Genomic DNA, 24144 nt, shown 5'->3' with positions numbered 1-24144 from the left:
GTTAAGAAACTATCTTCCTAATTCTTCTCCAACCATAATCCATCATGGTTGCAAATCTCCTCTATCAATGTAAAATCTAGATTAATCAGCGCTATTGGTAATAATTCTTTTCACATTATTATTAATCTGAATTATTTCAAGAGTTGTTACCCCTCCTTCATAATTCATAGTAATTTCTAGTTTTTTTGAGGTCATTATTTTGTATTCAATATTTATAATTCCTTTTTCATTTATCACAATATTCTGATTTGATTCGGGAAAAACTTTACTTAAATATTCTGAATCGTTTATCTCTTTATTCAAAATTAATCTATCATAAATATCTTTTATATTAGTGTTTTCAAAAATACATACTTGAGTTGTTTCCATTTCTCTAGTAGTGGTTTTACAATTTTCTTTTCCTAATGGTTTATCATCTTCTTCGAAATAATAACTTCTATCATTATCAAAAAAACATTCAATAATTTTATTCCATAACTTATGCTCAAAAGTCAATTTTATAGGATTCTTAATATCATTTGTAATATTTAAAAGTCTCATGTTTTCGGCATCAAAAACAATCCAACCAATGGTACTTTCAGACTTATCATTTGCATCAAACAAACGTAGTTTCATATTAACCCCATTATTATTTTCAATCTCAATTTTCAAATTATCCTTAAAAGGATTTTTAAAGTTTGAACTTTTTATTAAATCAATAATAACTTGGTAACAATCAGTTTTTAGATTACTAGATGGATTTATATTTTTCTCAAGTAATCCATCTTTTTCTTTACCTCCAACTTCTTTATCAATATCTTTTTTACAACCAACGGCAATAAAAATCATAACAAATAAACAAACAAAAATGTTTTTCATAGTCTACTTTTTAATGAACACTCGTACTTATAAATCGCGAAATCTAAAACATAAACCATCATTTCATTAATAACATTTTTTTAGAATAGTTGGATTCTCATTACTAATAAGTGATTCTGTATTTTGTCTTTCTTTATTCACTTTGTTATAAAAGCCTAACCAAGTAAATTCTATTTTGTTATCCTCTAAAAATTTTACAATCGCAATTTCATTATCATTAAAATAACTTTGAGCATTTATATCTTTAGATCCAATTCCTTCAAATCCTTTTAATTTATATTTTAAAATTTTGTCCTCCTTTTTTTTATTAATCTTAGTCAAGTGTATATAATAAACATTAGGCTCAACACACATTATTAATTCATTTTCTTTTATTACTATTCCAATTGGATTTTCGCAATTTGTCCCCCATTTACCAACTAAATTTTCACCTTTTACTTCCTCTTCATTATTTTCAGAACATTCACTAAGAGGCTGCATTTTATAGGCTATCTTCCCAATTTTTATATTTAAACTATCTGATAATAATACTTTGTTTTTATTCGACTCTTTTCCGAATTCCCATAACAGATTATTTTTTTTAGTTAATGACCAAACACTGTTTTCTGGAATTAATTTATCATTCTTAAAAAAATAATAGCCATCAGATGTGATTTTATATTTATTGCTATTTATTTTTTCAACATTTTGAATATTATAGTAAGCTCCTTCTTGTGGATGGTAATAATAAAATTCTTTTTCAGAAATTCTTAATACACCATTTCCTCCGTCACATCTATTATAAACAGTATACAAACTATCCGTTTTCTCAACTTCTAATAAAGTAATCCCCTTTAAATCATTAACTTTTTGATTATTTGAATTATTTATTACTTCATTCTTATCTTGACCTTTACAAGAGAACATTAGCAATATCAAACTTCCAATAATATATTTTTTTACTTTTTTCATTTTTAAAATGTAATTAATGAATTATCATCTATTTTTTTATTTCTCCTAATTTGACTAACAACATATGATTTACCTTTATGAAAAATCTCGTCTGAATATAATTTATCTTCATGTTTTGTAAACTTATAATCATTTATTTCTCCATTCTTTGTTCCAACATCCCAAAATCTGTATTTTAATACATTGTTATCACAAAATCTCCCTACAATTATTACATAATGATCTGTAGTTGGGACACTGGTTTCATTATATTTATAAATATTTGAATGATGAACACCTACCATTATAGGATATCCTTCTTCTAAAGACTTATCAATATAGTTGATTCCCTTTTTAAAATTATCAATATTTAATGTTAATCCTTTTCTATCTTTTGTTTCCAATGCAGTTTGGTAATATGATTCACCATCTTGTTCTGTTGGATTTTCTGGGTAAATATCAATAATTTTCATGATTTTTCTACAAGTAATATTACAATCTGTACTTGTCTTCTGGGCATAAAAGGTCATTTTATTTCTCAAATCAATATCACTTTTATCGCTACATCCAGTATTTGAATTACTATATCCATCACAACAACTATATCCAAATTCTTTTAAAAACCCTTTTTTAAGATAAAGCTCATTACTTGTTGCAACTAACTCTTCCTTTAAATAGGAATCGTATATTTTTTTTACGTCTATAAAAGTATATAAAGAGCTTTGTTGACCATAAGGAGAATCAGGTAAACTAGCCCAACATAAACTAGAAAGCAATGCAGCTCTTTTAATATCATCATCAATAATTAATTGAATAATGTCAGCTTGCTGATTTTTAAACCTTTTTCTCCATTCTTTAGATTCAACACTTTCGGGATTATAAAAACTATTTGGTCTATCATCTTTGTAATAATGCTTCATTAATATTAAACACATTTTATCCTGAGACTCTTTTGTGAAATTTGAAATTTTATATCTTTTACCGTAATTTCTAATAATTTCATCATAAGTATCTCCCATAAATTGATATGCACCAGCTGCATTAGAATTTTTATTAATTCGTTTAATGTATATGGAAATTTTAGGATGTGTACTCCAATCTTTTTTATAATCTTTTATAAAAGATTTCCCTCCTACATTTTTTTCGTAACCAGAATCGCCGACAGTATCTTCTTTTACCCTCAACATCCTCATAAAAGCTCGAACTCTTGCCTCACTCTCACAAATACCGTTTTTCTTTTCCTCCTTCTTCTTCCACCAATTATTATCCGTATTAACCTTCATCAAACTATTAATTTTTTCCCAGACAGGATTAAAGTCTGTTGTAGGTTTTATAGCTACTTTCGCTTCATGATAGTCATAAACTTTATTCTCAGATTTATTTATTCCTTTTTCTTCTTTTTTAGATGGGCCTTTTTTCTCTGCAGGAGTTTGTTTTATAACTACTTCTGGTTTATAATCAGGATTAGGCACATTAGTGTTTAAACTAGGTACTCTTTTTAATTTTCTTTCTAAAAATTCTGCTGTTACATAATACTCATGATATTCGCCTTCGTTAGTATCTCCTTCTGCTAGTTTCATATTAGCAAGCCAGGCATTACTAGGATCTAAATAAAACGAAACATCAGCTATACCGTTTAAAACATTTCCTATTTTTTCTTGTATTCTTACGTTAGTAGTGTTTTGTTTAGTTTTACCTCCATCATCTTCCCATAAAGTAGCCTTTATAGAGAACCTGTCCATCCCGACACAATGCACACGAGCAACAATCCAATCACCATAAACAAACGGCTTTGTTGGCTTACTTAAATTAGCATTTAACAAATCAACATGCACTATTTTGGCTTGCGATGCTCTTAGTGGCTTTATATCAAAAATAGCTTTTTCTCCATTAACTTCAACTGATAGTTTTATCCCTTCACGAATAAGGCTTTTTTGATAAAAAATATAATCTACTGTTATTCCTGTTTTATTATTTTCTTTCGTTTTTCGCCAAGAACCTTTATCAAATATCCAAACAGACCATTTTACTTGATCATTAGATGCAACTTGATATTCTGGTAGAATATTTTGTTTAGAAGATGAATCTCCAAAGAAATCATTTATTGAATAATATTCTTTGACTCCTACTACTGGATTGGGATTTCCAAATATCTTTAAGTTTGACATATCCATTTATATTTTTAAAATAAATACAAGATTAATTATACGATATTATAAACAATTATTTAATTAAAATAATATTTATATTACAAAATTACATTTTACTTTATAGATACCCTCAACACGACATACTTTACCCCTTCTTTAGAAAGGAAAAGATATAGTGTCCAGAATTGAGACAGAAATTCATATTAATCAGATTGTCAGCTCTTAAAAAAAATAATCATCTAAAAATTTGCGAAACCGAATAGTTGCGCGTAAATTTGCAACTGATTGGTTTCTTATTTTAAACTTTAAGTAATATGAGACGAGATATATTTCAGGCAGTAGCCGACCCAACAAGGCGATCTATAATTGCCTTACTTGCCATACAAGCAATGACTCCCAACGCCATTGCAGAGAACTTTGACACTAGCCGACAATCTGTTTCTAAACACCTAAGGATACTTACCGAATGCGAACTTGTAAAACAGGAACAACAAGGCAGAGAAATTTATTATTCACTCGAAATTGAAAAAATGAAAGAGATTGATAAATGGTTAAACCAATTCAGAGAAATCTGGGAAACTAAATTTAATCAACTCGACGAAGTATTATTAACACTTAAAAATCAGAAAAAATGAAAAATTTACAATTTGATTTTACCGTTGACAAATCCATAAAAACGGTATTCATAAACCGAGAATTTAATGCGGAACTTCCGCTGGTTTGGGACGCTTTTACCAAACCAGAACTTCTGGATCAATGGGTTGCTCCTAAACCATGGTCAGCTAAAACAAAACACATGAATTTTGAAGTTGGCGGACGAAGATTTTATGCTATGGTAAGTCCCGAAGGTCTGGAACGCTGGTCTGTTCAGGAATACACTTCGATTACTCCAAAGACTAATTTTAAAATGTACAATACTTTTGCCGACGAAAATGAAAATAAAGAAATACCCGGTTCTGATTGGGATTACAATTTTAGCGAACAAAACGGCATAACAAAAGTGAGCATTACTATTGTAAATGAATCTCTGGAGCGTTTGGAGAGAATGATTGAAATGGGCTTTAAGGAAGGCTTTACAATGTCTATTGATAACTTAGAAAAATTATTAGGGACTTTATCTCAAAAGTAATTTATGCTTAATTTATATAAATCTCCTGCAAGGTCTTTTTTTGACCTTGTAGGTATGATAATTAATAAGATGCCTAACAGGTTTTATCCCGAAGCTTCGGGACTCTTAAGATAATAATACGAAATCTTATAGTTCGTAAAAATTATACCTACAAGGTTGAAAAAAACCTTGCAGGAATAGAAATCCTATTGAAAAACAAGCTTAAAAAAGGTGATAGAATCAATAATCTTCCCTCCTAGCCCCGATGGGAACGGCATCCTTTTTATGGCTCCTTTAGCCATGAAAAGATATAGTGTACAGCGGGACTCAAGTTGATATTAACTAACTCTTGTTCTGCTCCTGAAAATAGACTCTTCTATTTATTTAATATTGTTTTACAGGAAAGATTATTGCTTGCTGTATTAATAAAACTTAAAATTTTCTTATTGATTTTGAATATATGTAGTCAACTACGTATATTTGCATATAAATTATTTTTTGACAGCATAAATCAATTAAAATGGAGAATAAATCAAACGCAACTTTGACCAATATAATTAAGACTGAACAAATCGATAACCAAGATCAAATAGATCTTGCGTTCTTTATACGAAGACAAGTTTTTGTAGAGGAACAACATGTATCGGTAGAACGCGAATCGATGGATGACAACGAATCTGTTCATTACTTAGCTACTTATAATGAGTTGCCTGCTGGTGCAGCGAGATATAGAAAAACAGAAAAAGGAACTAAAATAGAACGTATTGCGGTACTGAAAAACTATAGAGGAAAAGGTATTGGCGAAGCATTATTGCTTAAAATTCTGGATGATGTAAAATTGGAAGAAAAGATATACTTGCACGCTCAGGTTGTTGCGAAACAATTTTATATAAAAAATGGTTTTAAAGAAACTGATAATTATTTTGTAGATGCTGGAATCGATCATCTCGAAATGGATTTTATTAAATAAACCTGATTTTCAGCTAAATATAAAGCCTTCTAAAACATACGTTTTTGAAGGCTTTTTTTAATTAAAATAGAAGTAAATTTGGTAGCGAATAATTTCATCGAAAATAAACCAGAAAAAATATATGTTATTTCTAATTTTAAGTATTGTATGTAGTGTAAGTGTTGGTGTTTTATTTAAGATAGCACGAAAATACGATACTAATAATATCCAAATTGTCGCTTACAATTACATCTTTGCATTGGCGCTTTGTTATATATCATTTAGCCCAGATATTACTGCAATTACAGCTGCTGCACCATGGAATCTTTACATTGTGATTGGGGTTTTATTACCTTCTATATTTCTCTTTTTGGCTCTGTCTATAAAACATATGGGGATTGTAAAAACCGATGCTGCACAACGCCTTTCGCTATTTATACCTATTCTTGCTGCTTGGTTATTATTTAAAGAAGAATTTAATATTCTTAAAATAACTGCGCTTTTAATTGGATTTCCTGCCCTATTGCTTATCCTGAATAAACCCGCAGACAAGACCACTAATAAATGGTTTTATCCTGCAATTGTATTATTAGGTTTTGGAGTAATTGATATTCTTTTTAAGCAAATAGCAACTCACACCGACCTTCCCTACACTACCTCGTTGTTTGCAATTTTTGCAATCTCAATGACGATAATGATTGTAGTAGTTCTTTATCAAACTCTTATTAAAAAAGTAAAACTAACTGCTAACAATATTCTTTTTGGAGGGTTAATTGGTATCCTTAATTTTGGTAATATTCTTTTTTACTTAAAAGCACATAAGGAATTTGCCGATAATCCGTCGACTGTTTTTGCAGGAATGAATATGGGTGTAATCATTATAGGAAGTCTTACTGGTATTTTAGTCTTTAAAGAGAAACAAACTAAGCTAAATTATCTCGGGCTTTTCCTTGCGTTAATAGCCATTGTTTTAATTGTGATTTCTCAAAATAGTAAATAAGCTAAATAATGGAAAGTTATTCTTTTGATCCCATATCGTCACCAAATGCCTCTGTTTTAATTCTGGGAACTATGCCTGGAATAAAATCTTTGGAGTTAGGACAATACTATGGACATAAACAAAATAACTTCTGGAAAATACTATTCACCGTTTTCAATGAAGATTCTACTGATGTTTATGAAGCTAAAAAAGAAATCTTAATAAAAAACAACATCGCATTATGGGATGTTTTAAAATACTGTGACAGAGTTGGAAGTCTTGATAGCGCCATTAAGAATGAAATAACAAATGATTTTGATACTTTCTTGAAACAACATCCTGACATTAAAACTATCTTGTTTAATGGACAAAAAGCAGCCGCATTTTTTAAAAAGTATATTAAAGTAAGTAACGATTACAAACTTATTACGCTTCCGTCAACCAGTCCTGCAAATGCCGGAAAGTCATTCGATTCTAAACTAAATGAATGGAAAATTATTTTGGAATTACAGCAAAAAATTTAAAAACCAAATCTTGAATTCTACAATAAATATTTTCGTTTATTTGTATCATCTTTTCATTTTTTACATTTCACTTTTTATCTTTTTCCATCACTAATTAACATGACTGACTATTTCCTTGATATTGAATATAAAGACATCACTTATAACATAGATGATGCGAATTTCAAGGATTTTGAATCTTGTACTTTTACCAATTGCAATTTTTCTGCCTGTACTTTTCTAGCCGTTACTTTTATCGATTGTGTTTTTAATAATTGCATCTTTAGCGAAGCCAAAATAAACTATGTCGCTTTTAGAACCGCTACTTTTAATGATTGTGAAATCAAGGATGTGAATTTTGCCATGTGTGACAAACTCATCTTTGAAGTAAATTTTAATAATTGTGTTCTCGATTTTTCTAAGTTTTATACTTTAAAGATAAAAGGAACTTCCTTTACCGATTGCAGTTTGGTTGCTGTCGATTTTATGGCAAGCGATATTACAAATGTAATTTTTGATAATTGCGACTTATATCGTGCCGAATTTGATAAAGCTATTGCAAACAAAACTGACTTTAAAACTAGTTATAATTATACCATCGACCCATCTAGAGTAAAACTCAAAAAAGCTATTTTTACCTTAAAGGAAGTAAAAGGATTGCTTTTTAAACATGATATTATAGTAAGCTAAACAGATTTCAAGAAAATGTGTGTGTTTTATAGTTACTAACTTAAATTGTCTAGAAAGGAACGCGGATTAAACGGATTCGCTATGGCGAAAACGCGGATAAAAACGGATTTTTTTAACAATGGTGATATCGATTCTGAAGCTTCAGGACGGAAAGGGAGAAATCTGTTTTTATCTGCGTCTTTACTTTTAGTAAATCAGTATTATCCGCGTTCCTTTCGCAAAGAGTTAGATAGAAATAAAAGAATTCAGTCCTATCTCGACATTTCGGGATTGCGACCTCTGCGTAAACCATTGCGCCCTTTGCGGTTAATTTCTTAAGTCTAAAATATTCACGACTTCATCTATTAATTTTAAAAATCAGTTTTAATCCGCGTACATTGACAAAGAATTAAAAACTATATATTTACTTCTTCAATATTAACAAACCATATTAGATTATGAATAACCAAGAATATACCATCCGAAATGCTAATGCAAATGAATTTGAGGAAATCGGAAAATTGATGGTTCTGGTTTATTCGCAATTAGAAGGTTTCCCTAAAGAATCTGAGCAACCCAATTATTATAAGATGCTTGCCAATATTGGTGATTTAACTACTAATCCCGAAACAGAACTTTTGGTTGCTGTTTCTTTTGATAACAAAATAGTTGGTGGCGTAGTTTATTTTGGCGATATGCAATATTATGGTTCTGGCGGAATTGCTACCAAAGAAAAAAACACCTCTGGTTTCCGATTATTAGCAGTAGATCCTATGACAAGGGATCAAGGAATTGGTAAACTATTAATAAATGATTGCATCCAGAAAGCTAAAGGTAAAAAACAACATCAGCTAATTATCCATTCGACCAAAGCAATGCAAACTGCTTGGAAAATGTATGAACGATTGGGTTTTAAAAGATCTGAAGATTTGGATTTTATGCAAGGTGAACTTCCTGTTTTTGGTTTTAGATTATTGTTCTAAACAAAAAATAGATATGTTCCTTTAAATAAGACACTTTAAAACTTCTACTCTCTTAAATCACTTATATAATTTAAGAAAAACGAAACATATAAGTCATGTAAGTACATTTAAGCGTAATCTAATAAAACTTATAATTCCTTAAATGGCTTATATGGTTTAAGAAAAAATAAACATATAAATGATGTAAATACATTTAAGCTTACTCCAATAAAACTTATTTTTCCTTTATAGTGTAATAATATTCTACTTTCTTAAATCACTTATATGGTTTAAGAAAAGTCAATATATAAGTTATGTAAGTACATTTAAGCGTAGTGTATCAAAACTTATATTTCTTCTTTGGCGAAAGCCAATAAATCTTTAGTTTATCGGATTTATTATTCTTTTTTTACTTTTTACAATACCTATTTACATCATTATTGCTTAATCGATGCGAATTATATAATCTTTATTTAAAGTTATATAATGAAAATTGTATGTAAAATACTGACCTTTATCATTACAATAACAAACATAACATTTTACAAATCAATAATTTAAAACACCCTGATTTGTAAAATCATAGTGTTTTTCAAGAAAATATAAATTACCTTTAGTTAAGTATTTTTTTACAGACTAAGAATTTTTCCATTTTTTTAATACGCATTACGATTATAAAATGATTTTTCAACAACTAAAAATATACTATGCCACTTTTCTACTTAAAAGACACTTTTACAGATATTGGTGATGTAACACTTTTTACCAAAAAGTTTTTCAAGGAAGTTTTTATTCCTCCATACGAAACCAAAGAATTCTTTAGGCAATGTTATCTTATTGGCTATAAATCTCTTCCGTTGGTAGCGATAACAGGCTTTATAATGGGATTAGTGCTTACATTGCAAACAAGACCTACATTAGCCACTTTTGGCGCAGAATCCTGGTTACCAGGTATGGTTGCATTATCATTAATTCGAGAAATTGCTCCAGTAATTACTGCATTAATTTGCGCAGGAAAAATTTCATCCGGAATTGGTGCCGAACTAGGTTCGATGAAGGTAACAGAGCAAATAGATGCTATGGAAGTAGCAGCCATAAATCCGTTCAAATACTTGGTTGTAACCCGCATTTTAGCCACAACTTTAATGGTTCCTATATTGGTAATTTTTGCCGATGCAATAGGAATTTTGGGCGGCTATGCAGGAATTACAATTCACAGCGATGTAAATGCTTATCGCTATATGTCGCAGGTTTTTGAATCCCTAGACTTTATAGACATTTTTCCCGCCACTATAAAAACTTTTTTCTTTGGTTTTTTTATAGGAATGATTGGCTGTTACAAAGGTTTTAATGCCGCAAACGGTACCGAAAGTGTTGGTAAAGCTGCAAACTCAGCAGTAGTTACAGCATCGCTTACCATTTTTATCATAGATATGCTCGCAGTACAAATCACTGATTTATTCTTTTAATATGAAATCTGAACAAGAAAATATAGTACAAACAGTTGCTCCCAATAAAAAAACTCCTGTAATTGAGATTAAAGATTTGCATAAATCTTTTGGCGATAACGATGTTTTAAAAGGAGTAAATCTAACTGTAAATAAAGGCGAAGACTTAGTGATATTAGGAAGGTCTGGCGAAGGAAAATCTATAACTATAAAATGTATTGTAGGATTGGTAATTCCTGAGAAAGGAAATATAAGTGTTTTAGGCGAAGAAATAATTGGATTAGGAAAAACTGAACTCAATAAGATAAGAGTCAAAATTGGATTTCTTTTTCAAAGTGGGGCTTTATATGATTCGATGTCGGTAAGAGAGAATTTAGAATTTACATTAAAAAGACATAACAAGGAATTATCCCCTCAGGAAATAGAAACTGAAGTTATGGATGTTCTCGAAAGTGTTGGTCTGGCCGATGCTGTAGATAAAATGCCTTCGGAATTATCCGGCGGTATGCGAAAACGAATTGGTCTTGCCCGAACATTAATACTAAAACCCGAAATTATTCTATATGACGAGCCTACCACGGGATTGGATACAATTACATCTAAAGAAATAAGTGAATTAATATTAGAAATTAAGAAAAAGCGTAAAACAACCTCGATAATTATTACCCATGATATGTCTTGTGCCAAACTAACTGCAGATAGAGTTATGATTTTAAAAGATGGTGTAATACATGCTGAAGGGAAATACGAAGAATTAGAAAAAAGTGAAGACGAATGGGTAAGATCATTCTTTATATAAACATTTAATAAAACGAAATTATGAATAAGGAATCTGGATATAAATGGAAACTAGGAATGTTTGTAACAATAGGCTTAATCCTTTTTATGGTAACTATTTACTTTATCGGAAAACAACAAAATCTATTTGGTTCAACATTTCATATAACATCAACTTTTAAAACCGTAAGTGGTTTACAAGTCGGAAACAATGTACGTTTCTCAGGAATTAACATTGGTACTGTCGAAGAAATACAATTGATAAACGATTCTTCGGTAGTTGTAAAACTGGTTATAAAAGAAGAGGTCAAGCAATTTATAAAGACTGATGCCAGAGCTAGCATTGGCTCTGAAGGATTGATGGGTGACAAAGTTCTTACCATATCTCCGGGAAACAAATCTAATAGAATCATTGCTAATAATGGCAAAATTGCTTCTATAGATGCCATCGAAATGGATGATATCATGAAAAGTGTAAAGAAAAGTGTGGACAACGCAGGTGTAATATCCGAAGAACTTGCCATTTTCACCCATAATATGAATAATGGGAACGGTGCATTATCTAGATTAATGACTGATCCTAAACTTGCAAATACACTGACCAAAACAATTACCAATCTAGAAAATGGTACACAAGGGTTTAGTCAGAACATGGAAGCTGCCAAAAGTAATTTCTTGTTTAGAGGATATTACAAAAAACAGGAAAAAGAGAAAGAAAAGGAACAAGAAGAAGCTGATAAAAAAGCAAAGGAAGAACATGAAAAACTAGAGAAGGAGAAAAAAGAGAAAGAAAAAGAAAAAGAAAAGGAGAACGAGAAAAAAGAAGAAGCTACAAAAGAAAACACAAAAAAATAATATATAAAAATACTTCTACTTTAACTTCTAATATAATTACTTGTTCTAAAAACAGTAATCAAATGATTATCGAAAAGATACAATTATGAAACTACGTTCAACCGAAACTTTTTGGCCTATAAAAAATGCTATGGACACAAGTTATCCATCGTTGGATGCAGACATTACTACGCCTGTTTTAATTATAGGCGGAGGAATTACCGGAGCTTTAATAGCTTATAAACTAATCTCCGAAGGTAAGAAAGTAGTTCTTGTAGACAAACGAGATATCTGTAACGGTAGTACGGCCGCAAGCACAGCGCTATTACAATATGAAATTGATATTTCTTTGCATGAATTAATAGAAAAAAGAGGCTTCGAATGTGCCGTTTCAAGTTATAAGAATTGCGAAAAAGCAATCTTTGATCTCAAGAAAATTATCGATACAATAAAAAGTGATTGTCAATTTGAGTTTAAAAAGAGTATTTATTTTTGTTCATTAAAAAAAGACATTCCGTTTTTACAAAGAGAATTTAAAGCCCGAAAAGAGAATGGTTTTAAAGTAAAGTGGCTTGAAGAAACTGATTTAAAAAAACAAGGTTTAAATGCTTGTGCTGCCATAGAATCAGAATCTGGAGCAATAATGGATCCGTATAAACTGGCACATGACCTTCTGAAATATTGTAAACAAAAAGGAATGCTAATCTTTGACCGCACTAATATTACTGAATTTAAATATCTGAAAGGAAAGATCATTGCTGTAACAGAAAATGGATTTACAATTACTACTGAAGATATTATACATTGTACTGGTTATGAAAGTACTGAAACCCTTACTGAAAAAGTTGTAGATTTAAAAAGTACTTATGCATTAACATCAGAAAGTTTTATAGAAATTCCTAACCCTTTTAAAAATGCTATTTATTGGAACACATCTGAACCTTATTTATATTTTCGAGGAACTTCCGATAATAGAATTATTATGGGCGGTGGCGATGAAGAATTTCATAATGCCGAAAAACGAGATAAATTATTACACCGAAAAGAAACCTATCTTTTAAAACAATTCGAGAAATGTTTTCCTGATATAAATTATAAACTTGATTATTCCTGGGCTGGTACATTTGGAGAAACTCAAGATGCTCTACCCTATTTTGGCAAACCCAATCCTAAAAAAAACGAGCATTATGTTTTAGGATTTGGTGGTAACGGCATTACTTTTAGTGTCATGGCAATGAATTCTATTATAGCATCACTAAACGATTCTCAACATCCTGATTTAAAATTTTATAAGTTTAATAGATAATTAAATTCCTAAAACAATGTTATGGAAACTACTAATATCATAGGACTTGTAGCAGGAATATGCGTAACCGTAGCTGTTATTCCGCAAATTATAAAAGTATGGAAATCTAAAAAGGTGAAAAATGTTTCTTTAACGATGTTTAGTACGCTAACGCTGGGTATTTTTTTATGGGTCGTTTATGGTTTTCTTAAAAAAGATTATCCGATAATGATAACAAATAGTATTTCTTTATTTCTTAATTTATTGATGATCTACTTTATTAGTAAATACGAAAAAGAATAAACAAAAAAAACAGCTTTATAAAAGCTGCTTCTTTCCTTAATAAACCAATAAATATATTAGGCTGTTTTAGCTATCGAGTTCTGGTTGTATTTATATTCTTTAGGACTACAGTTGTACTTTTGTTTGAATATTTTAGAGAAATAACTTCTGCTTGTAAAACCTATAGAATATACAATCTCAGAGATATTTAAGTCTGATGTTCTAATTAAATTTTCTGCTTTTTCTATTCTCATAAAAGTTATAAAATCATTCACCGTTCGATTATGCACGAGCTTAAATCCTTCTTGCAATTTATTTGGTGATAATCCTGTTTTTTGAGTTAAAAACTTAATAGTAAATTCCTCTGCAGGAAAATTTATAATGAAATTTGAAATCCTTTTGATTTCATCAATTTGTTTTAATGTAAGACAAGTTATAGCTTGAGATATCTTAGCAAAACTATCAGTATGCTGCTCGATTTCCATTGCCAAAATAATTTGCAAAATTCCTTTTTTTAGCAAACTCCGAACAATTCCTGTTTGGGTTATAGCATTAAACTCTTCAATTTTTTCGGCAATCTTAAAATTTTGGAATCTAATATCTAAGTAATTTTCTTTCTTATTTAAAAATGTATTTTTTAGCTTATTTATTAAATCATCATTATGTCCATTAGTAGATACACTAATACCAACTCCTATTATAGAAAATTTAATCGGAATATTTTTTTCAAAGTATAAAATACTATTAATACTAGAGGAACTTTTTAGTACTCCTGAATTATATTTCTTAAGACTCTTTTTATCTCCATTCTCTCCAAAACTATGCTTAAGAGCACCTTCGGAACAATAAGCAAATAAAATCGGGGATGTCTTAAAAGATTCCATACTCAACATTACATCATCAGAAAAAACAAGATCAAATTGCATGTACGCCATCCCTTCCTGAAATGTTATTCCTTCGATATTACCTTTTACAAAATCTGATTCTAGTGCTAAATTATATTCTTCATTATTCAAGGTCAAAGTACCTTTAAGACTTTCTTTTAATTCATTAAAAACATCTTGTGCTTTTCCGGCTTTTAGATATATATTTTTCATTTTTAATAATTTTTTAAAATAATTCTTAATTCTTTTGAATGTTCTAAAAAAACAGATGCTCTAAATCTGTTTTAGTTCGTTCTTGATACTTTCAAATTTCGCATTATAAACAAGAATATTGTTATAGAATTTCGACATTAAGTTTCATAATTAACTAGATATCAACACAAAACACAAAAAAAAGTCTTATCATTATAATGACAAGACTTTTTAAGCAAAATAATTTTATTGATCCCCCAATCAAATAAAAAATAGTTATGGATTATTTATACTTTCTTTATCTGAACAATTAATCTCCGGAATATCCTTAAAAAATTCAGAGGCATCTAAATCACTAGTGGGACCATAGCCCAGTAAAAATGTTCCTTTTACTGAGTCGGCAGTTTCAATTATGTACAAAATAGACATATCATCGGGATTACTCATACCTTCATATCGATGTTGCGCTACAATAAATATCTCCTCTGGTTTATAGGAGTATTTTGTTTCTGTATCAATTAAATACCCATTTTCGAAAAGATAGTTAGATGTATATCCTTTTTCTTGATACTCTTTAATATAATCCGTTTCGTGTTTTGCATATTCTATTTTCATAATTAATAATTTTTTTAAAGAGATAAATACAATTTTCTATCATCTTTTAATTTATACTTTTCTTCTTCCTGTAACCAATGAAATTACAAACAATACAATGAAGATAAAGAATAGCACTTTGGCTATACTTGCGGCTCCAGCAGCAATACCACCAAAACCAAAAATTCCGGCAATAATTGCAAGAATTATAAAAATGACTGTCCAACGTAGCATAATGATATATTTTTAGTTAGTAAATAAGCTCATAATGACCTTCTAGTTATTACAAATTTCTCTTTTCTTAAAGAATTGAATTAACTCAAACACAAAAAATATTACCTCAATTAAACATTAACCTTATAAATACTTAAAAAAATAAATTATGTCTTTTTTAAATCTAGTATTTTAAACAATTCGTAATTATCTAAAAACAAGCCAATTACATCGTTTTTAATTCATTTTTACTAGCTATTTATCCTTACATTTGATAAAAGCAATTTTATCTGTTTTGCGGTTTTAAACTTTAAATTTCAACCAAATCTTCCATTTTAACGAATAAACATAAATGAGTCAATCAAATAATCGATTGAGTTAATCTATGTAATTCTACAATACTAATTTTATAAATTCAAGATTTGTTACAAAACGGTTACTAGATATAAAACTAGAATAGAATAACTTATAAGCCCCATAATACATCTAGTACATGTTGTCGATAATAAAGTTATAGTAGAATAATAAACATAAAATGATTTATTACAAGAACTAAAAATTAACGCCCATGAAAACGAGAGACACAAAATCGAAAATAATATTCCTTTCTACATTTCCGCCAACACAATGTGGTATTGCTACCTATACAGAAGACAGTATTAATGCGATAAATAAAGTATATGGAAAAAGTATTGCCTGTGAAATATGTGAATTGACCGATAAAATAAATCCAAATACTAAATCGGGATATATTTTAAATACTAAAAATAGAGATGAATATAAGAAGGTAGCGCTTGAAATAAACAAAGACGATGCTGTAAAATTAATCCATATTCAGCATGAATTTGGATTGTTTGGCGGAGAATATGGTAATTTCCTAATCGACTTCTTAAATGCAAGTAAAAAGGCTATAACTTTTACTTTTCATAGCGTTATTCCAAATCCAAACGAAGAATTAAGAAGCTTTGTTAAGTTATTAGCATCATATTCTGATTCGTTTTTTGTAATGACAAATCAATCTAAAAAAATTCTCGTTGAAGATTATGGAATAAATAAAGAAAATATTGTTTGTGTTCATCATGGTACACATATCGTAGAATATGAAAATACATCAAAAGCAAAGCAAAAATTTAATTTTGAAGATAGAATAATACTTTCCACTTTTGGATTATTAGGTGAAGGTAAAAATATTGAGACAGGATTAAAAGCACTTCCGAAAATTGTAAAACAATTCCCTACTGTATTGTATCTGATTCTTGGGAAAACTCATCCCAATAATATTATTAATAATGTAGATGAATACCGCAATCATTTAGAATCTATTGTAGATGATTTGAACTTAAAAAACAACGTCCTTTTTGTTAATCAATATTTAGAAGTTAAGGAACTTTTAAATTATTTAAAAGCAACCGATATCTATCTTTTTACATCAAAAGACCCAAATCAGGCTGTAAGTGGTACTTTTTCGTATGCTATGAGCTGTTCTTGTCCTATTGTAGCAACTAAGATACCTCATACTATAGAAGTACTCTCTCCTGATACCGGTATTTTGGTAGACATTCAAAACTCGGAACAATTTGCAAATGCGACTATAAAACTTCTTTCTGATTCTGGATTGCGAGAATCTATGGCTTTAAATGCATTCGAAAAAACCAGAAAAACTTCCTGGGAGAATGTAGCAATCAAGCATATGATTACCTACCAGAAGATTATAAAAGAGCCTATAGAAGTTAAATTTACGTATCCAGCAATAAAAATGGATCATCAAAAAAATATGACTACATCGCTAAGAATGATACAATTTAGTAAAATCTCTGAGCCTGATATTACTTCTGGTTATACACTCGATGATAATGCGAGAGCATTAATTTCTATGTGTTTACATTACCAACTTAAAGAAGATATCAATGATATTTATTATATCAATACTTATCTTAATTTTATTGAAAGATGCCAACAACCTGAAGGTAATTTTATAAATTATGTAGATGAATTTAATAATGTAGATCCTAAAAATGATACTGTAAATCTGGAAGATTCAAATGCAAGAGCAATTTGGGCTTTAGGAATGCTAATTTCATTAAAATCGATACTTATACCTCCTTCTACGCTAAACAAAGCATCTAAATGTATTTTTAAAGCATTAGATTGGACAGAAACAGTTACTTCACCTAGATCAATTGGTTTTATAATCAAAGGATTGTTTCTATACAACTCCGTTGAACCTACACCACGCATTATCGAAATAATAGATAAACTAGCTGATAGACTTTCTAAGAATTATAATGATCATGCAACCAAAAATTGGAATTGGTTTGAAAATTATCTTACTTATGCCAATAGTATATTATCTGAATCGATGCTATATGCTTACTTAGCAACGGATAGGTTACTATATAAGAAGATTGCAATTGAATCTTTTGATTTTTTATTACCCAAAATGTTCATAAATGGAGAATTTAAAGTCATTTCTAATAATGGATGGCATCATAAAGGGTCGATACCCTACCAATATGGCGAGCAACCTATAGATGTTTCGTATACTATACAGACATTAGACCTATTCTATAAAACTTTTAAAGATCCTTTTTACAAAAAATCCATGAAGATGGCCTTTAATTGGTTCTTGGGTCAGAATCATTTAAACCAAATTATGTACGATCCAATTACTGGCGGTTGTTATGATGGTTTAGAAAAAGAAAATGTAAATCTAAATCAAGGTGCTGAGTCTACGATTTGTTATTTAACTGCACGTTTACTCATGGAGAATAATATTGTTTCTAATAGTAAGATTATAAAGCTGGAGAGCACAAAAGAAAACTTAGCATATAAATCAATTTAGATTACAGTATCTCTCGAAGTTGCTAAGAATAATAATTTAACCGCAAAGAGCGCAAAGGATTACGCAAAGAGTCGCAAAGTTTAATAAATAGCTTTGCGATCCTTTGCGTTTTTTTTCTTTGTGTACTTTGCGGTAAAATCTTTTTGCTTCTTAAAAAGTAAGGCACAAAAAAAATCCTCATCAATTACTTGATGAGGATTCAAAAGAAAGGCGACGACATACTCTCCCACATAACTGCAGTACCATCTGCGCAGGCGGGCTTAACTACTCTGTTCGGGATGGGAAGAGGTGAGCCCCGCCGCAATAACCACCTTAAGGTCGTTGTTACTTGAGGTAACTTTTAATTATTAATTATCAATTATAAATTGTTAATTATCAATTAAACAATATCTTAACACACTGAGATAAAGAAAAAAGTATTTTTTAGAAAGTTTCTCCCAGCCCCTTTGTTCCCCCTTCGGGGGTTAGGGGGCTGGAAAAGCGTACATAAGCTTACGGATTATTAGTACTACTCGACTATGACATTACTGCCTTTACATCTATAGCCTATCAACGTGGTCATCTCCCACGATCCTTAAAAGAAATCTCATCTTGTGGTGGGTTTCGCGCTTATATGCTTTCAGCGCTTATCCCTTCCAAACGTAGCTACTCTGCGGTGCTCCTGGCGGAACAACAGATACACTAGAGGTTTGTCCAATTCGGTCCTCTCGTACTAGAATCAGATCCACTCAAATTTCTTGCGCCCACAGTAGATAGAGACCGAACTGTCTCACGACGTTCTGAACCCAGCTCGCGTGCCACTTTAATGGGCGAACAGCCCAACCCTTGGGACCTTCTCCAGCCCCAGGATGTGACGAGCCGACATCGAGGTGCCAAACCCCCCCGTCGATATGAGCTCTTGGGGGAGATCAGCCTGTTATCCCCGGCGTACCTTTTATCCTTTGAGCGATGGCCCTTCCATGCGGAACCACCGGATCACTATGCTCTACTTTCGTACCTGATCGACCTGTATGTCTCTCAGTCAAGCTCCCTTATGCCATTGCACTCTACGCACGGTTACCAAGCGTACTGAGGGAACCTTTAGAAGCCTCCGTTACTCTTTTGGAGGCGACCACCCCAGTCAAACTACCCACCAAGCAATGTCCCCCGCAAGCGCGGGGTTAGGCCTCAGATAAACAAAGGGTTGTATTTCAACAATGACTCCACAACGCCTAGCGACGCCACTTCACAGTCTCCAACCTATCCTACACATCATTTATCCAAGGTCAATACTAAGCTATAGTAAAGGTGCACAGGGTCTTTTCGTCCCACTGCGGGTAAGCGGCATCTTCACCGCTACTACAATTTCACCGAGCTCATGGCTGAGACAGTGTCCAGATCGTTACACCATTCGTGCAGGTCGGAACTTACCCGACAAGGAATTTCGCTACCTTAGGACCGTTATAGTTACGGCCGCCGTTTACTGGGGCTTCAATTCAATGCTTCTCCGAAGATAACATCTCCTCTTAACCTTCCAGCACCGGGCAGGTGTCAGGCCCTATACTTCATCTTACGATTTTGCAGAGCCCTGTGTTTTTGATAAACAGTCGCCTGGACCTCTTCACTGCGGCCAGCATTGCTGCTGGCGACCTTTCTCCCGAAGTTACAGGTCTATTTTGCCTAATTCCTTAGCCATGAATCTCTCGAGCACCTTAGGATTCTCTCCTCGACTACCTGTGTCGGTTTGCGGTACGGGTACTTATTACCTGAAGTTTAGAGGTTTTTCTTGGAAGCCCTTAGGCGCACTATCTCTTTGACCGAAGTCTCCGAGTACTATCGTATTTCCCCAAGCCGCGTGGATTTGCCTGCGCAGCTTATAGGTAGGTACTTCAACGAACTATTCCGTCAGTTCGCGGCGCTTTCATCACTCCGTCACCCCATCACAGTAATAAGTAGTACGGGAATATTAACCCGTGGTCCATCGACTGTCCCTTTCGGGTTCGCCTTAGGTCCCGACTAACCCACAGCTGATTAGCATAGCTGTGGAAACCTTAGTCTTTCGGTGTGCGGGTTTCTCGCCCGCATTATCGTTACTTATGCCTACATTTTCTTTTCTAACCAGTCCAGCACGCCTTACGACGCACCTTCAACCCTGTTAGAATGCTCCCCTACCACTTTAACTTACGTTAAAATCCATAGCTTCGGTAATATGTTTATGCCCGATTATTATCCATGCTCGTCCGCTCGACTAGTGAGCTGTTACGCACTCTTTAAATGAATGGCTGCTTCCAAGCCAACATCCTAGCTGTCTGGGCAGACAAACCTCGTTCTTTCAACTTAACATATATTTGGGGACCTTAGCTGATGGTCTGGGTTCTTTCCCTCTCGGACTTGGACCTTAGCACCCAAGCCCTCACTGTTGTGAAACATTATATAGCATTCGGAGTTTGTCAGGAATTGGTAGGCGGTGAAGCCCCCGCATCCAATCAGTAGCTCTACCTCTATATAACTTTATGCACAACGCTGCACCTAAATGCATTTCGGGGAGTACGAGCTATTTCCGAGTTTGATTGGCCTTTCACCCCTACCCACAGGTCATCCGAAGACTTTTCAACGTCAACCGGTTCGGTCCTCCACTGTGTGTTACCACAGCTTCAACCTGCCCATGGGTAGATCACACGGTTTCGCGTCTAACACTACTGACTAAAGCGCCCTATTCAGACTCGCTTTCGCTACGGATCCGTGGCTTAACCACTTATCCTTGCCAGCAACGTTAACTCGTAGGCTCATTATGCAAAAGGCACGCCGTCACCCCACGAAAGGGCTCCGACCGCTTGTAAGCGTATGGTTTCAGGATCTATTTCACTCCGTTATTCACGGTTCTTTTCACCTTTCCCTCACGGTACTGGTTCACTATCGGTCTCTCAGGAGTATTTAGCCTTAGCGGATGGTCCCGCCAAATTCAGACAGGGTTTCACGTGCCCCGCCCTACTCAGGATACCACTATCCTTTACACTCATTACCTATACGGGACTATCACCCTCTATGGTTCTACTTTCCAGTAGATTCTAATTCTTTGTGCAAGAAATGTCGTGGTCCTACAACCCCAACATTGCCGTAACAACATTGGTTTGGGCTAATCCGCGTTCGCTCGCCACTACTTACGGAATCACTTTTGTTTTCTTCTCCTCCGCCTACTTAGATGTTTCAGTTCAGCGGGTTTGCCCACCTATCGGTGTACTATGTCTTCAACATAGTGGGTTGCCCCATTCAGGTATTTACGGATCAATTCGTGTGTGCCGATCCCCGTAACTTTTCGCAGCTTATCACGCCTTTCATCGCCTCTGAGAGCCAAGGCATCCCCCATACGCCCTTATTTTGCTTATTGTACCAGTCTTGATAAATCAAGACCGTTTTCTTTATCGTCTGTATCACTACTTTCAATAAAAAATGCTTTCTACTTTTTATTATTTTCTTATCTCAATATGTCAATGAACTTTATTATGCTTTAGGCTTTACGCTTTAGGCATTAAGCTTATAGCCTACGGCTTATAGCTTTTTGTGGAGAATAACGGAGTCGAACCGTTGACCTCCTGCGTGCAAGGCAGGCGCTCTAGCCAGCTGAGCTAATCCCCCATTTTTCAATCTTAGATTGTAGAATTCAGATTTTAGACTTCTTAATTCTTATCTAATTTCTTTTGGTGAATTCCAACTTCTAGAATTTCCTTTTTTTTAAGTTTACAGTCTTTCTAATTAGAAATTGTCAATTATTAATTGTCAATTACTTTTTAAAAAGTAGTCCCGGGCAGACTCGAACTGCCGACCCCTACATTATCAGTGTAGTACTCTAACCAGCTGAGCTACGAGACTCTGTTTTACTTAATTGTATTATTTGAACTAACAGCAGAGTAATATAATCTTCAATTTAACCTATAGGTCATTTCGTCTTCTTTCCCTAACGTGCACAAGTGCTAACATATAGGGCTCTAGAAAGGAGGTGTTCCAGCCGCACCTTCCGGTACGGCTACCTTGTTACGACTTAGCCCTAGTTACCAGTTTTACCCTAGGCAGCTCCTTGCGGTCACCGACTTCAGGCACCCCCAGCTTCCATGGCTTGACGGGCGGTGTGTACAAGGCCCGGGAACGTATTCACCGGATCATGGCTGATATCCGATTACTAGCGATTCCAGCTTCACGGAGTCGAGTTGCAGACTCCGATCCGAACTGTGACCGGTTTTATAGATTCGCTCCTGGTCGCCCAGTGGCTGCTCTCTGTACCGGCCATTGTAGCACGTGTGTAGCCCAAGGCGTAAGGGCCGTGATGATTTGACGTCATCCCCACCTTCCTCACAGTTTGCACTGGCAGTCTTGTTAGAGTTCCCGACATGACTCGCTGGCAACTAACAACAGGGGTTGCGCTCGTTATAGGACTTAACCTGACACCTCACGGCACGAGCTGACGACAACCATGCAGCACCTTGTAAATTGTCTTGCGAAAGATCTGTTTCCAAACCGGTCAATCTACATTTAAGCCTTGGTAAGGTTCCTCGCGTATCATCGAATTAAACCACATGCTCCACCGCTTGTGCGGGCCCCCGTCAATTCCTTTGAGTTTCATTCTTGCGAACGTACTCCCCAGGTGGGATACTTATCACTTTCGCTTAGCCACTGAGTTTGCACCCAACAGCTAGTATCCATCGTTTACGGCGTGGACTACCAGGGTATCTAATCCTGTTCGCTACCCACGCTTTCGTCCATCAGCGTCAATCAATTAGTAGTAACCTGCCTTCGCAATTGGTATTCCATGTAATCTCTAAGCATTTCACCGCTACACTACATATTCTAGTTACTTCCTAATAATTCAAGTTTAACAGTATCAATGGCCGTCCCACCGTTGAGCGATGGGCTTTCACCACTGACTTATTAAACCGCCTACGGACCCTTTAAACCCAATGATTCCGGATAACGCTTGGATCCTCCGTATTACCGCGGCTGCTGGCACGGAGTTAGCCGATCCTTATTCTTACAGTACCGTCAAGGTTCTACACGTAGAACTGTTTCTTCCTGTACAAAAGCAGTTTACAATCCATAGGACCGTCATCCTGCACGCGGCATGGCTGGATCAGGCTTGCGCCCATTGTCCAATATTCCTCACTGCTGCCTCCCGTAGGAGTCTGGTCCGTGTCTCAGTACCAGTGTGGGGGATCTCCCTCTCAGGACCCCTACCCATCGTAGCCTTGGTAAGCCGTTACCTTACCAACTAGCTAATGGGACGCATGCTCATCTTTTACCGTTGTGACTTTAATAATTGCTCGATGCCGAGCTATTATACTATGAGGTATTAATCCAAATTTCTCTGGGCTATCCCTCTGTAAAAGGTAGATTGCATACGCGTTACGCACCCGTGCGCCGGTCTCTACTTCCGAAGAAGTATACCCCTCGACTTGCATGTGTTAAGCCTGCCGCTAGCGTTCATCCTGAGCCAGGATCAAACTCTTCATCGTATATTTTAATATTATATTCGACTAATGATTCTATCGGTTTTATTCAAATCTATCGATTCTATTACTCTTATTTTGTTGTTCTAAGATCTCTCTTAAAACGGCTGTCAATTCAATATGTCTAGGAACGTGTTCTTCTTTTTTAATATCGCTTGTTTCTCAAAGCGGGTGCAAAAGTAGAAAAGTCTTTTCTAACTGGCAAGAA

19 protein-coding genes, 2 tRNA genes and 3 rRNA genes are annotated in these 24144 nt (G+C 33.5%); 13 read left to right on the top strand and 11 right to left on the bottom strand.

Going from position 1 to position 24144, the window contains the following annotated elements; translation table 11 throughout:
- Positions 1–81: 81 nt before the first annotated feature.
- The 3 genes from ACJ6WR_RS20545 to ACJ6WR_RS20535 all read right to left on the bottom strand — a co-directional run bounded on the left by ACJ6WR_RS20545 (position 82) and on the right by ACJ6WR_RS20535 (position 3956).
- Positions 82–858: a hypothetical protein gene (locus ACJ6WR_RS20545; RefSeq protein ID WP_409416330.1), complete on the bottom strand. Its 777-nt coding sequence runs from the start codon at positions 856–858 to the stop codon at positions 82–84.
- Positions 859–924: 66 nt separating this feature from the next.
- On the bottom strand, positions 925–1809 hold the full coding sequence (locus ACJ6WR_RS20540; RefSeq protein ID WP_409416329.1) for a hypothetical protein: 885 nt from the start codon (positions 1807–1809) through the stop codon (positions 925–927).
- A gap of 2 nt (positions 1810–1811) precedes the next feature.
- Positions 1812–3956 carry a glycoside hydrolase family 104 protein gene (locus tag ACJ6WR_RS20535; RefSeq protein ID WP_409416328.1) on the bottom strand — a complete coding sequence of 715 codons (2145 nt, stop codon included), beginning with the start codon at positions 3954–3956 and terminating at the stop codon, positions 1812–1814.
- 296 nt (positions 3957–4252) lie between these two features.
- Between ACJ6WR_RS20535 and ACJ6WR_RS20530 the strand changes: the two genes are divergently transcribed.
- The 12 genes from ACJ6WR_RS20530 (at position 4253) to ACJ6WR_RS20475 (ending at position 13755) form a co-directional block, all read left to right on the top strand.
- On the top strand, positions 4253–4573 hold the full coding sequence (locus ACJ6WR_RS20530; RefSeq protein WP_039119268.1) for a helix-turn-helix transcriptional regulator: 321 nt from the start codon (positions 4253–4255) through the stop codon (positions 4571–4573).
- Positions 4570–5067, top strand: a complete 498-nt coding sequence (locus ACJ6WR_RS20525; RefSeq protein ID WP_039119269.1) for an SRPBCC domain-containing protein — start codon at positions 4570–4572, stop codon at positions 5065–5067. Before ACJ6WR_RS20530 ends, ACJ6WR_RS20525 begins: the two co-directional genes overlap by 4 nt.
- Before the next feature lie 499 nt (positions 5068–5566).
- Positions 5567–6016, top strand: a complete 450-nt coding sequence (locus ACJ6WR_RS20520; protein WP_409416327.1) for a GNAT family N-acetyltransferase — start codon at positions 5567–5569, stop codon at positions 6014–6016.
- Positions 6017–6137: 121 nt separating this feature from the next.
- On the top strand, positions 6138–6995 hold the full coding sequence (locus ACJ6WR_RS20515; protein WP_409416326.1) for an EamA/RhaT family transporter: 858 nt from the start codon (positions 6138–6140) through the stop codon (positions 6993–6995).
- 8 nt (positions 6996–7003) lie between these two features.
- Positions 7004–7498 (top strand): DNA-deoxyinosine glycosylase, encoded by a 495-nt coding sequence (locus tag ACJ6WR_RS20510; RefSeq protein ID WP_409416325.1) that lies wholly within the window; start codon positions 7004–7006, stop codon positions 7496–7498.
- A 99-nt stretch (positions 7499–7597) separates the two neighbouring features.
- A complete protein-coding gene (locus ACJ6WR_RS20505) occupies positions 7598–8167 on the top strand; it encodes a pentapeptide repeat-containing protein (protein WP_039119274.1) in 570 nt (189 codons plus the stop codon).
- A 437-nt stretch (positions 8168–8604) separates the two neighbouring features.
- A complete protein-coding gene (locus tag ACJ6WR_RS20500) occupies positions 8605–9129 on the top strand; it encodes a GNAT family N-acetyltransferase (protein ID WP_409416324.1) in 525 nt (174 codons plus the stop codon).
- Positions 9130–9815: 686 nt separating this feature from the next.
- Entirely contained in the window at positions 9816–10577 is a 762-nt protein-coding gene (locus ACJ6WR_RS20495; RefSeq protein WP_039115822.1) for an MlaE family ABC transporter permease, read from the top strand.
- Position 10578: 1 nt separating this feature from the next.
- A complete protein-coding gene (locus ACJ6WR_RS20490; RefSeq protein ID WP_409416323.1) occupies positions 10579–11355 on the top strand; it encodes an ABC transporter ATP-binding protein in 777 nt (258 codons plus the stop codon).
- A gap of 20 nt (positions 11356–11375) precedes the next feature.
- Positions 11376–12188 (top strand): MlaD family protein, encoded by an 813-nt coding sequence (locus ACJ6WR_RS20485; protein WP_039115824.1) that lies wholly within the window; start codon positions 11376–11378, stop codon positions 12186–12188.
- An 85-nt stretch (positions 12189–12273) separates the two neighbouring features.
- Entirely contained in the window at positions 12274–13473 is a 1200-nt protein-coding gene (locus tag ACJ6WR_RS20480; RefSeq protein ID WP_409416322.1) for an NAD(P)/FAD-dependent oxidoreductase, read from the top strand.
- A 21-nt stretch (positions 13474–13494) separates the two neighbouring features.
- Positions 13495–13755, top strand: coding sequence for a SemiSWEET family sugar transporter (locus ACJ6WR_RS20475; RefSeq protein ID WP_409416321.1), 261 nt, complete (start codon positions 13495–13497; stop codon positions 13753–13755).
- Positions 13756–13811: 56 nt separating this feature from the next.
- On the opposite strand, the gene ACJ6WR_RS20470 is transcribed toward ACJ6WR_RS20475, so the two are convergent.
- The 3 genes from ACJ6WR_RS20470 to ACJ6WR_RS20460 form a co-directional block, all read right to left on the bottom strand.
- On the bottom strand, positions 13812–14831 hold the full coding sequence (locus tag ACJ6WR_RS20470; RefSeq protein WP_409416320.1) for a helix-turn-helix domain-containing protein: 1020 nt from the start codon (positions 14829–14831) through the stop codon (positions 13812–13814).
- A 255-nt stretch (positions 14832–15086) separates the two neighbouring features.
- A complete protein-coding gene (locus tag ACJ6WR_RS20465; protein ID WP_039119281.1) occupies positions 15087–15425 on the bottom strand; it encodes a hypothetical protein in 339 nt (112 codons plus the stop codon).
- Positions 15426–15476: 51 nt separating this feature from the next.
- Positions 15477–15638: a DUF1328 family protein gene (locus ACJ6WR_RS20460; protein WP_039115832.1), complete on the bottom strand. Its 162-nt coding sequence runs from the start codon at positions 15636–15638 to the stop codon at positions 15477–15479.
- 547 nt (positions 15639–16185) lie between these two features.
- On the opposite strand from ACJ6WR_RS20460, the gene ACJ6WR_RS20455 reads away from it, so the two are divergent.
- Entirely contained in the window at positions 16186–18459 is a 2274-nt protein-coding gene (locus tag ACJ6WR_RS20455; RefSeq protein WP_409416319.1) for a glycosyltransferase, read from the top strand.
- Between the two features lie 205 nt (positions 18460–18664).
- On the opposite strand, the gene rrf is transcribed toward ACJ6WR_RS20455, so the two are convergent.
- From rrf to ACJ6WR_RS20430, 5 genes are all read right to left on the bottom strand, one after another.
- Positions 18665–18774: ribosomal RNA gene (gene rrf, locus ACJ6WR_RS20450) — 5S ribosomal RNA — on the bottom strand.
- A 167-nt stretch (positions 18775–18941) separates the two neighbouring features.
- Positions 18942–21826, bottom strand: a 23S ribosomal RNA gene (locus ACJ6WR_RS20445).
- 174 nt (positions 21827–22000) lie between these two features.
- Positions 22001–22074 (bottom strand) — tRNA-Ala (locus ACJ6WR_RS20440).
- Between the two features lie 160 nt (positions 22075–22234).
- Positions 22235–22308 (bottom strand) — tRNA-Ile (locus tag ACJ6WR_RS20435).
- Between the two features lie 120 nt (positions 22309–22428).
- A 16S ribosomal RNA gene (locus ACJ6WR_RS20430) occupies positions 22429–23942 on the bottom strand.
- The 16S, 23S and 5S rRNA genes sit together here with 2 tRNA genes alongside, the layout of an rRNA operon.
- Positions 23943–24144: the final 202 nt, after the last annotated feature.

The sequence above is a fragment of the Flavobacterium sp. PS2 genome, from assembly GCF_046250155.1.
Classification (GTDB): Bacteria; Bacteroidota; Bacteroidia; order Flavobacteriales; family Flavobacteriaceae; genus Flavobacterium.
The sequence above is the reverse complement of the archived record's forward strand: the minus strand, read 5'-3'. Positions and strand labels throughout refer to the sequence as shown.

Excerpts from the sequence above, each read along its gene's own strand:
- ACJ6WR_RS20545 (WP_409416330.1), bottom strand. The coding sequence starts at position 858 with ATGAAAAACATTTTTGTTTGTTTATTTGTTATGATTTTTATTGCCGTT.
- ACJ6WR_RS20540 (WP_409416329.1), bottom strand. The coding sequence starts at position 1,809 with ATGAAAAAAGTAAAAAAATATATTATTGGAAGTTTGATATTGCTAATG.
- ACJ6WR_RS20535 (WP_409416328.1), bottom strand. The coding sequence starts at position 3,956 with ATGTCAAACTTAAAGATATTTGGAAATCCCAATCCAGTAGTAGGAGTC.
- ACJ6WR_RS20530 (WP_039119268.1), top strand. The coding sequence starts at position 4,253 with ATGAGACGAGATATATTTCAGGCAGTAGCCGACCCAACAAGGCGATCT.
- ACJ6WR_RS20525 (WP_039119269.1), top strand. The coding sequence starts at position 4,570 with ATGAAAAATTTACAATTTGATTTTACCGTTGACAAATCCATAAAAACG.
- ACJ6WR_RS20520 (WP_409416327.1), top strand. The coding sequence starts at position 5,567 with ATGGAGAATAAATCAAACGCAACTTTGACCAATATAATTAAGACTGAA.
- ACJ6WR_RS20515 (WP_409416326.1), top strand. The coding sequence starts at position 6,138 with ATGTTATTTCTAATTTTAAGTATTGTATGTAGTGTAAGTGTTGGTGTT.
- ACJ6WR_RS20510 (WP_409416325.1), top strand. The coding sequence starts at position 7,004 with ATGGAAAGTTATTCTTTTGATCCCATATCGTCACCAAATGCCTCTGTT.
- ACJ6WR_RS20505 (WP_039119274.1), top strand. The coding sequence starts at position 7,598 with ATGACTGACTATTTCCTTGATATTGAATATAAAGACATCACTTATAAC.
- ACJ6WR_RS20500 (WP_409416324.1), top strand. The coding sequence starts at position 8,605 with ATGAATAACCAAGAATATACCATCCGAAATGCTAATGCAAATGAATTT.
- ACJ6WR_RS20495 (WP_039115822.1), top strand. The coding sequence starts at position 9,816 with ATGCCACTTTTCTACTTAAAAGACACTTTTACAGATATTGGTGATGTA.
- ACJ6WR_RS20490 (WP_409416323.1), top strand. The coding sequence starts at position 10,579 with ATGAAATCTGAACAAGAAAATATAGTACAAACAGTTGCTCCCAATAAA.
- ACJ6WR_RS20485 (WP_039115824.1), top strand. The coding sequence starts at position 11,376 with ATGAATAAGGAATCTGGATATAAATGGAAACTAGGAATGTTTGTAACA.
- ACJ6WR_RS20480 (WP_409416322.1), top strand. The coding sequence starts at position 12,274 with ATGAAACTACGTTCAACCGAAACTTTTTGGCCTATAAAAAATGCTATG.
- ACJ6WR_RS20475 (WP_409416321.1), top strand. The coding sequence starts at position 13,495 with ATGGAAACTACTAATATCATAGGACTTGTAGCAGGAATATGCGTAACC.
- ACJ6WR_RS20470 (WP_409416320.1), bottom strand. The coding sequence starts at position 14,831 with ATGAAAAATATATATCTAAAAGCCGGAAAAGCACAAGATGTTTTTAAT.
- ACJ6WR_RS20465 (WP_039119281.1), bottom strand. The coding sequence starts at position 15,425 with ATGAAAATAGAATATGCAAAACACGAAACGGATTATATTAAAGAGTAT.
- ACJ6WR_RS20460 (WP_039115832.1), bottom strand. The coding sequence starts at position 15,638 with ATGCTACGTTGGACAGTCATTTTTATAATTCTTGCAATTATTGCCGGA.
- ACJ6WR_RS20455 (WP_409416319.1), top strand. The coding sequence starts at position 16,186 with ATGAAAACGAGAGACACAAAATCGAAAATAATATTCCTTTCTACATTT.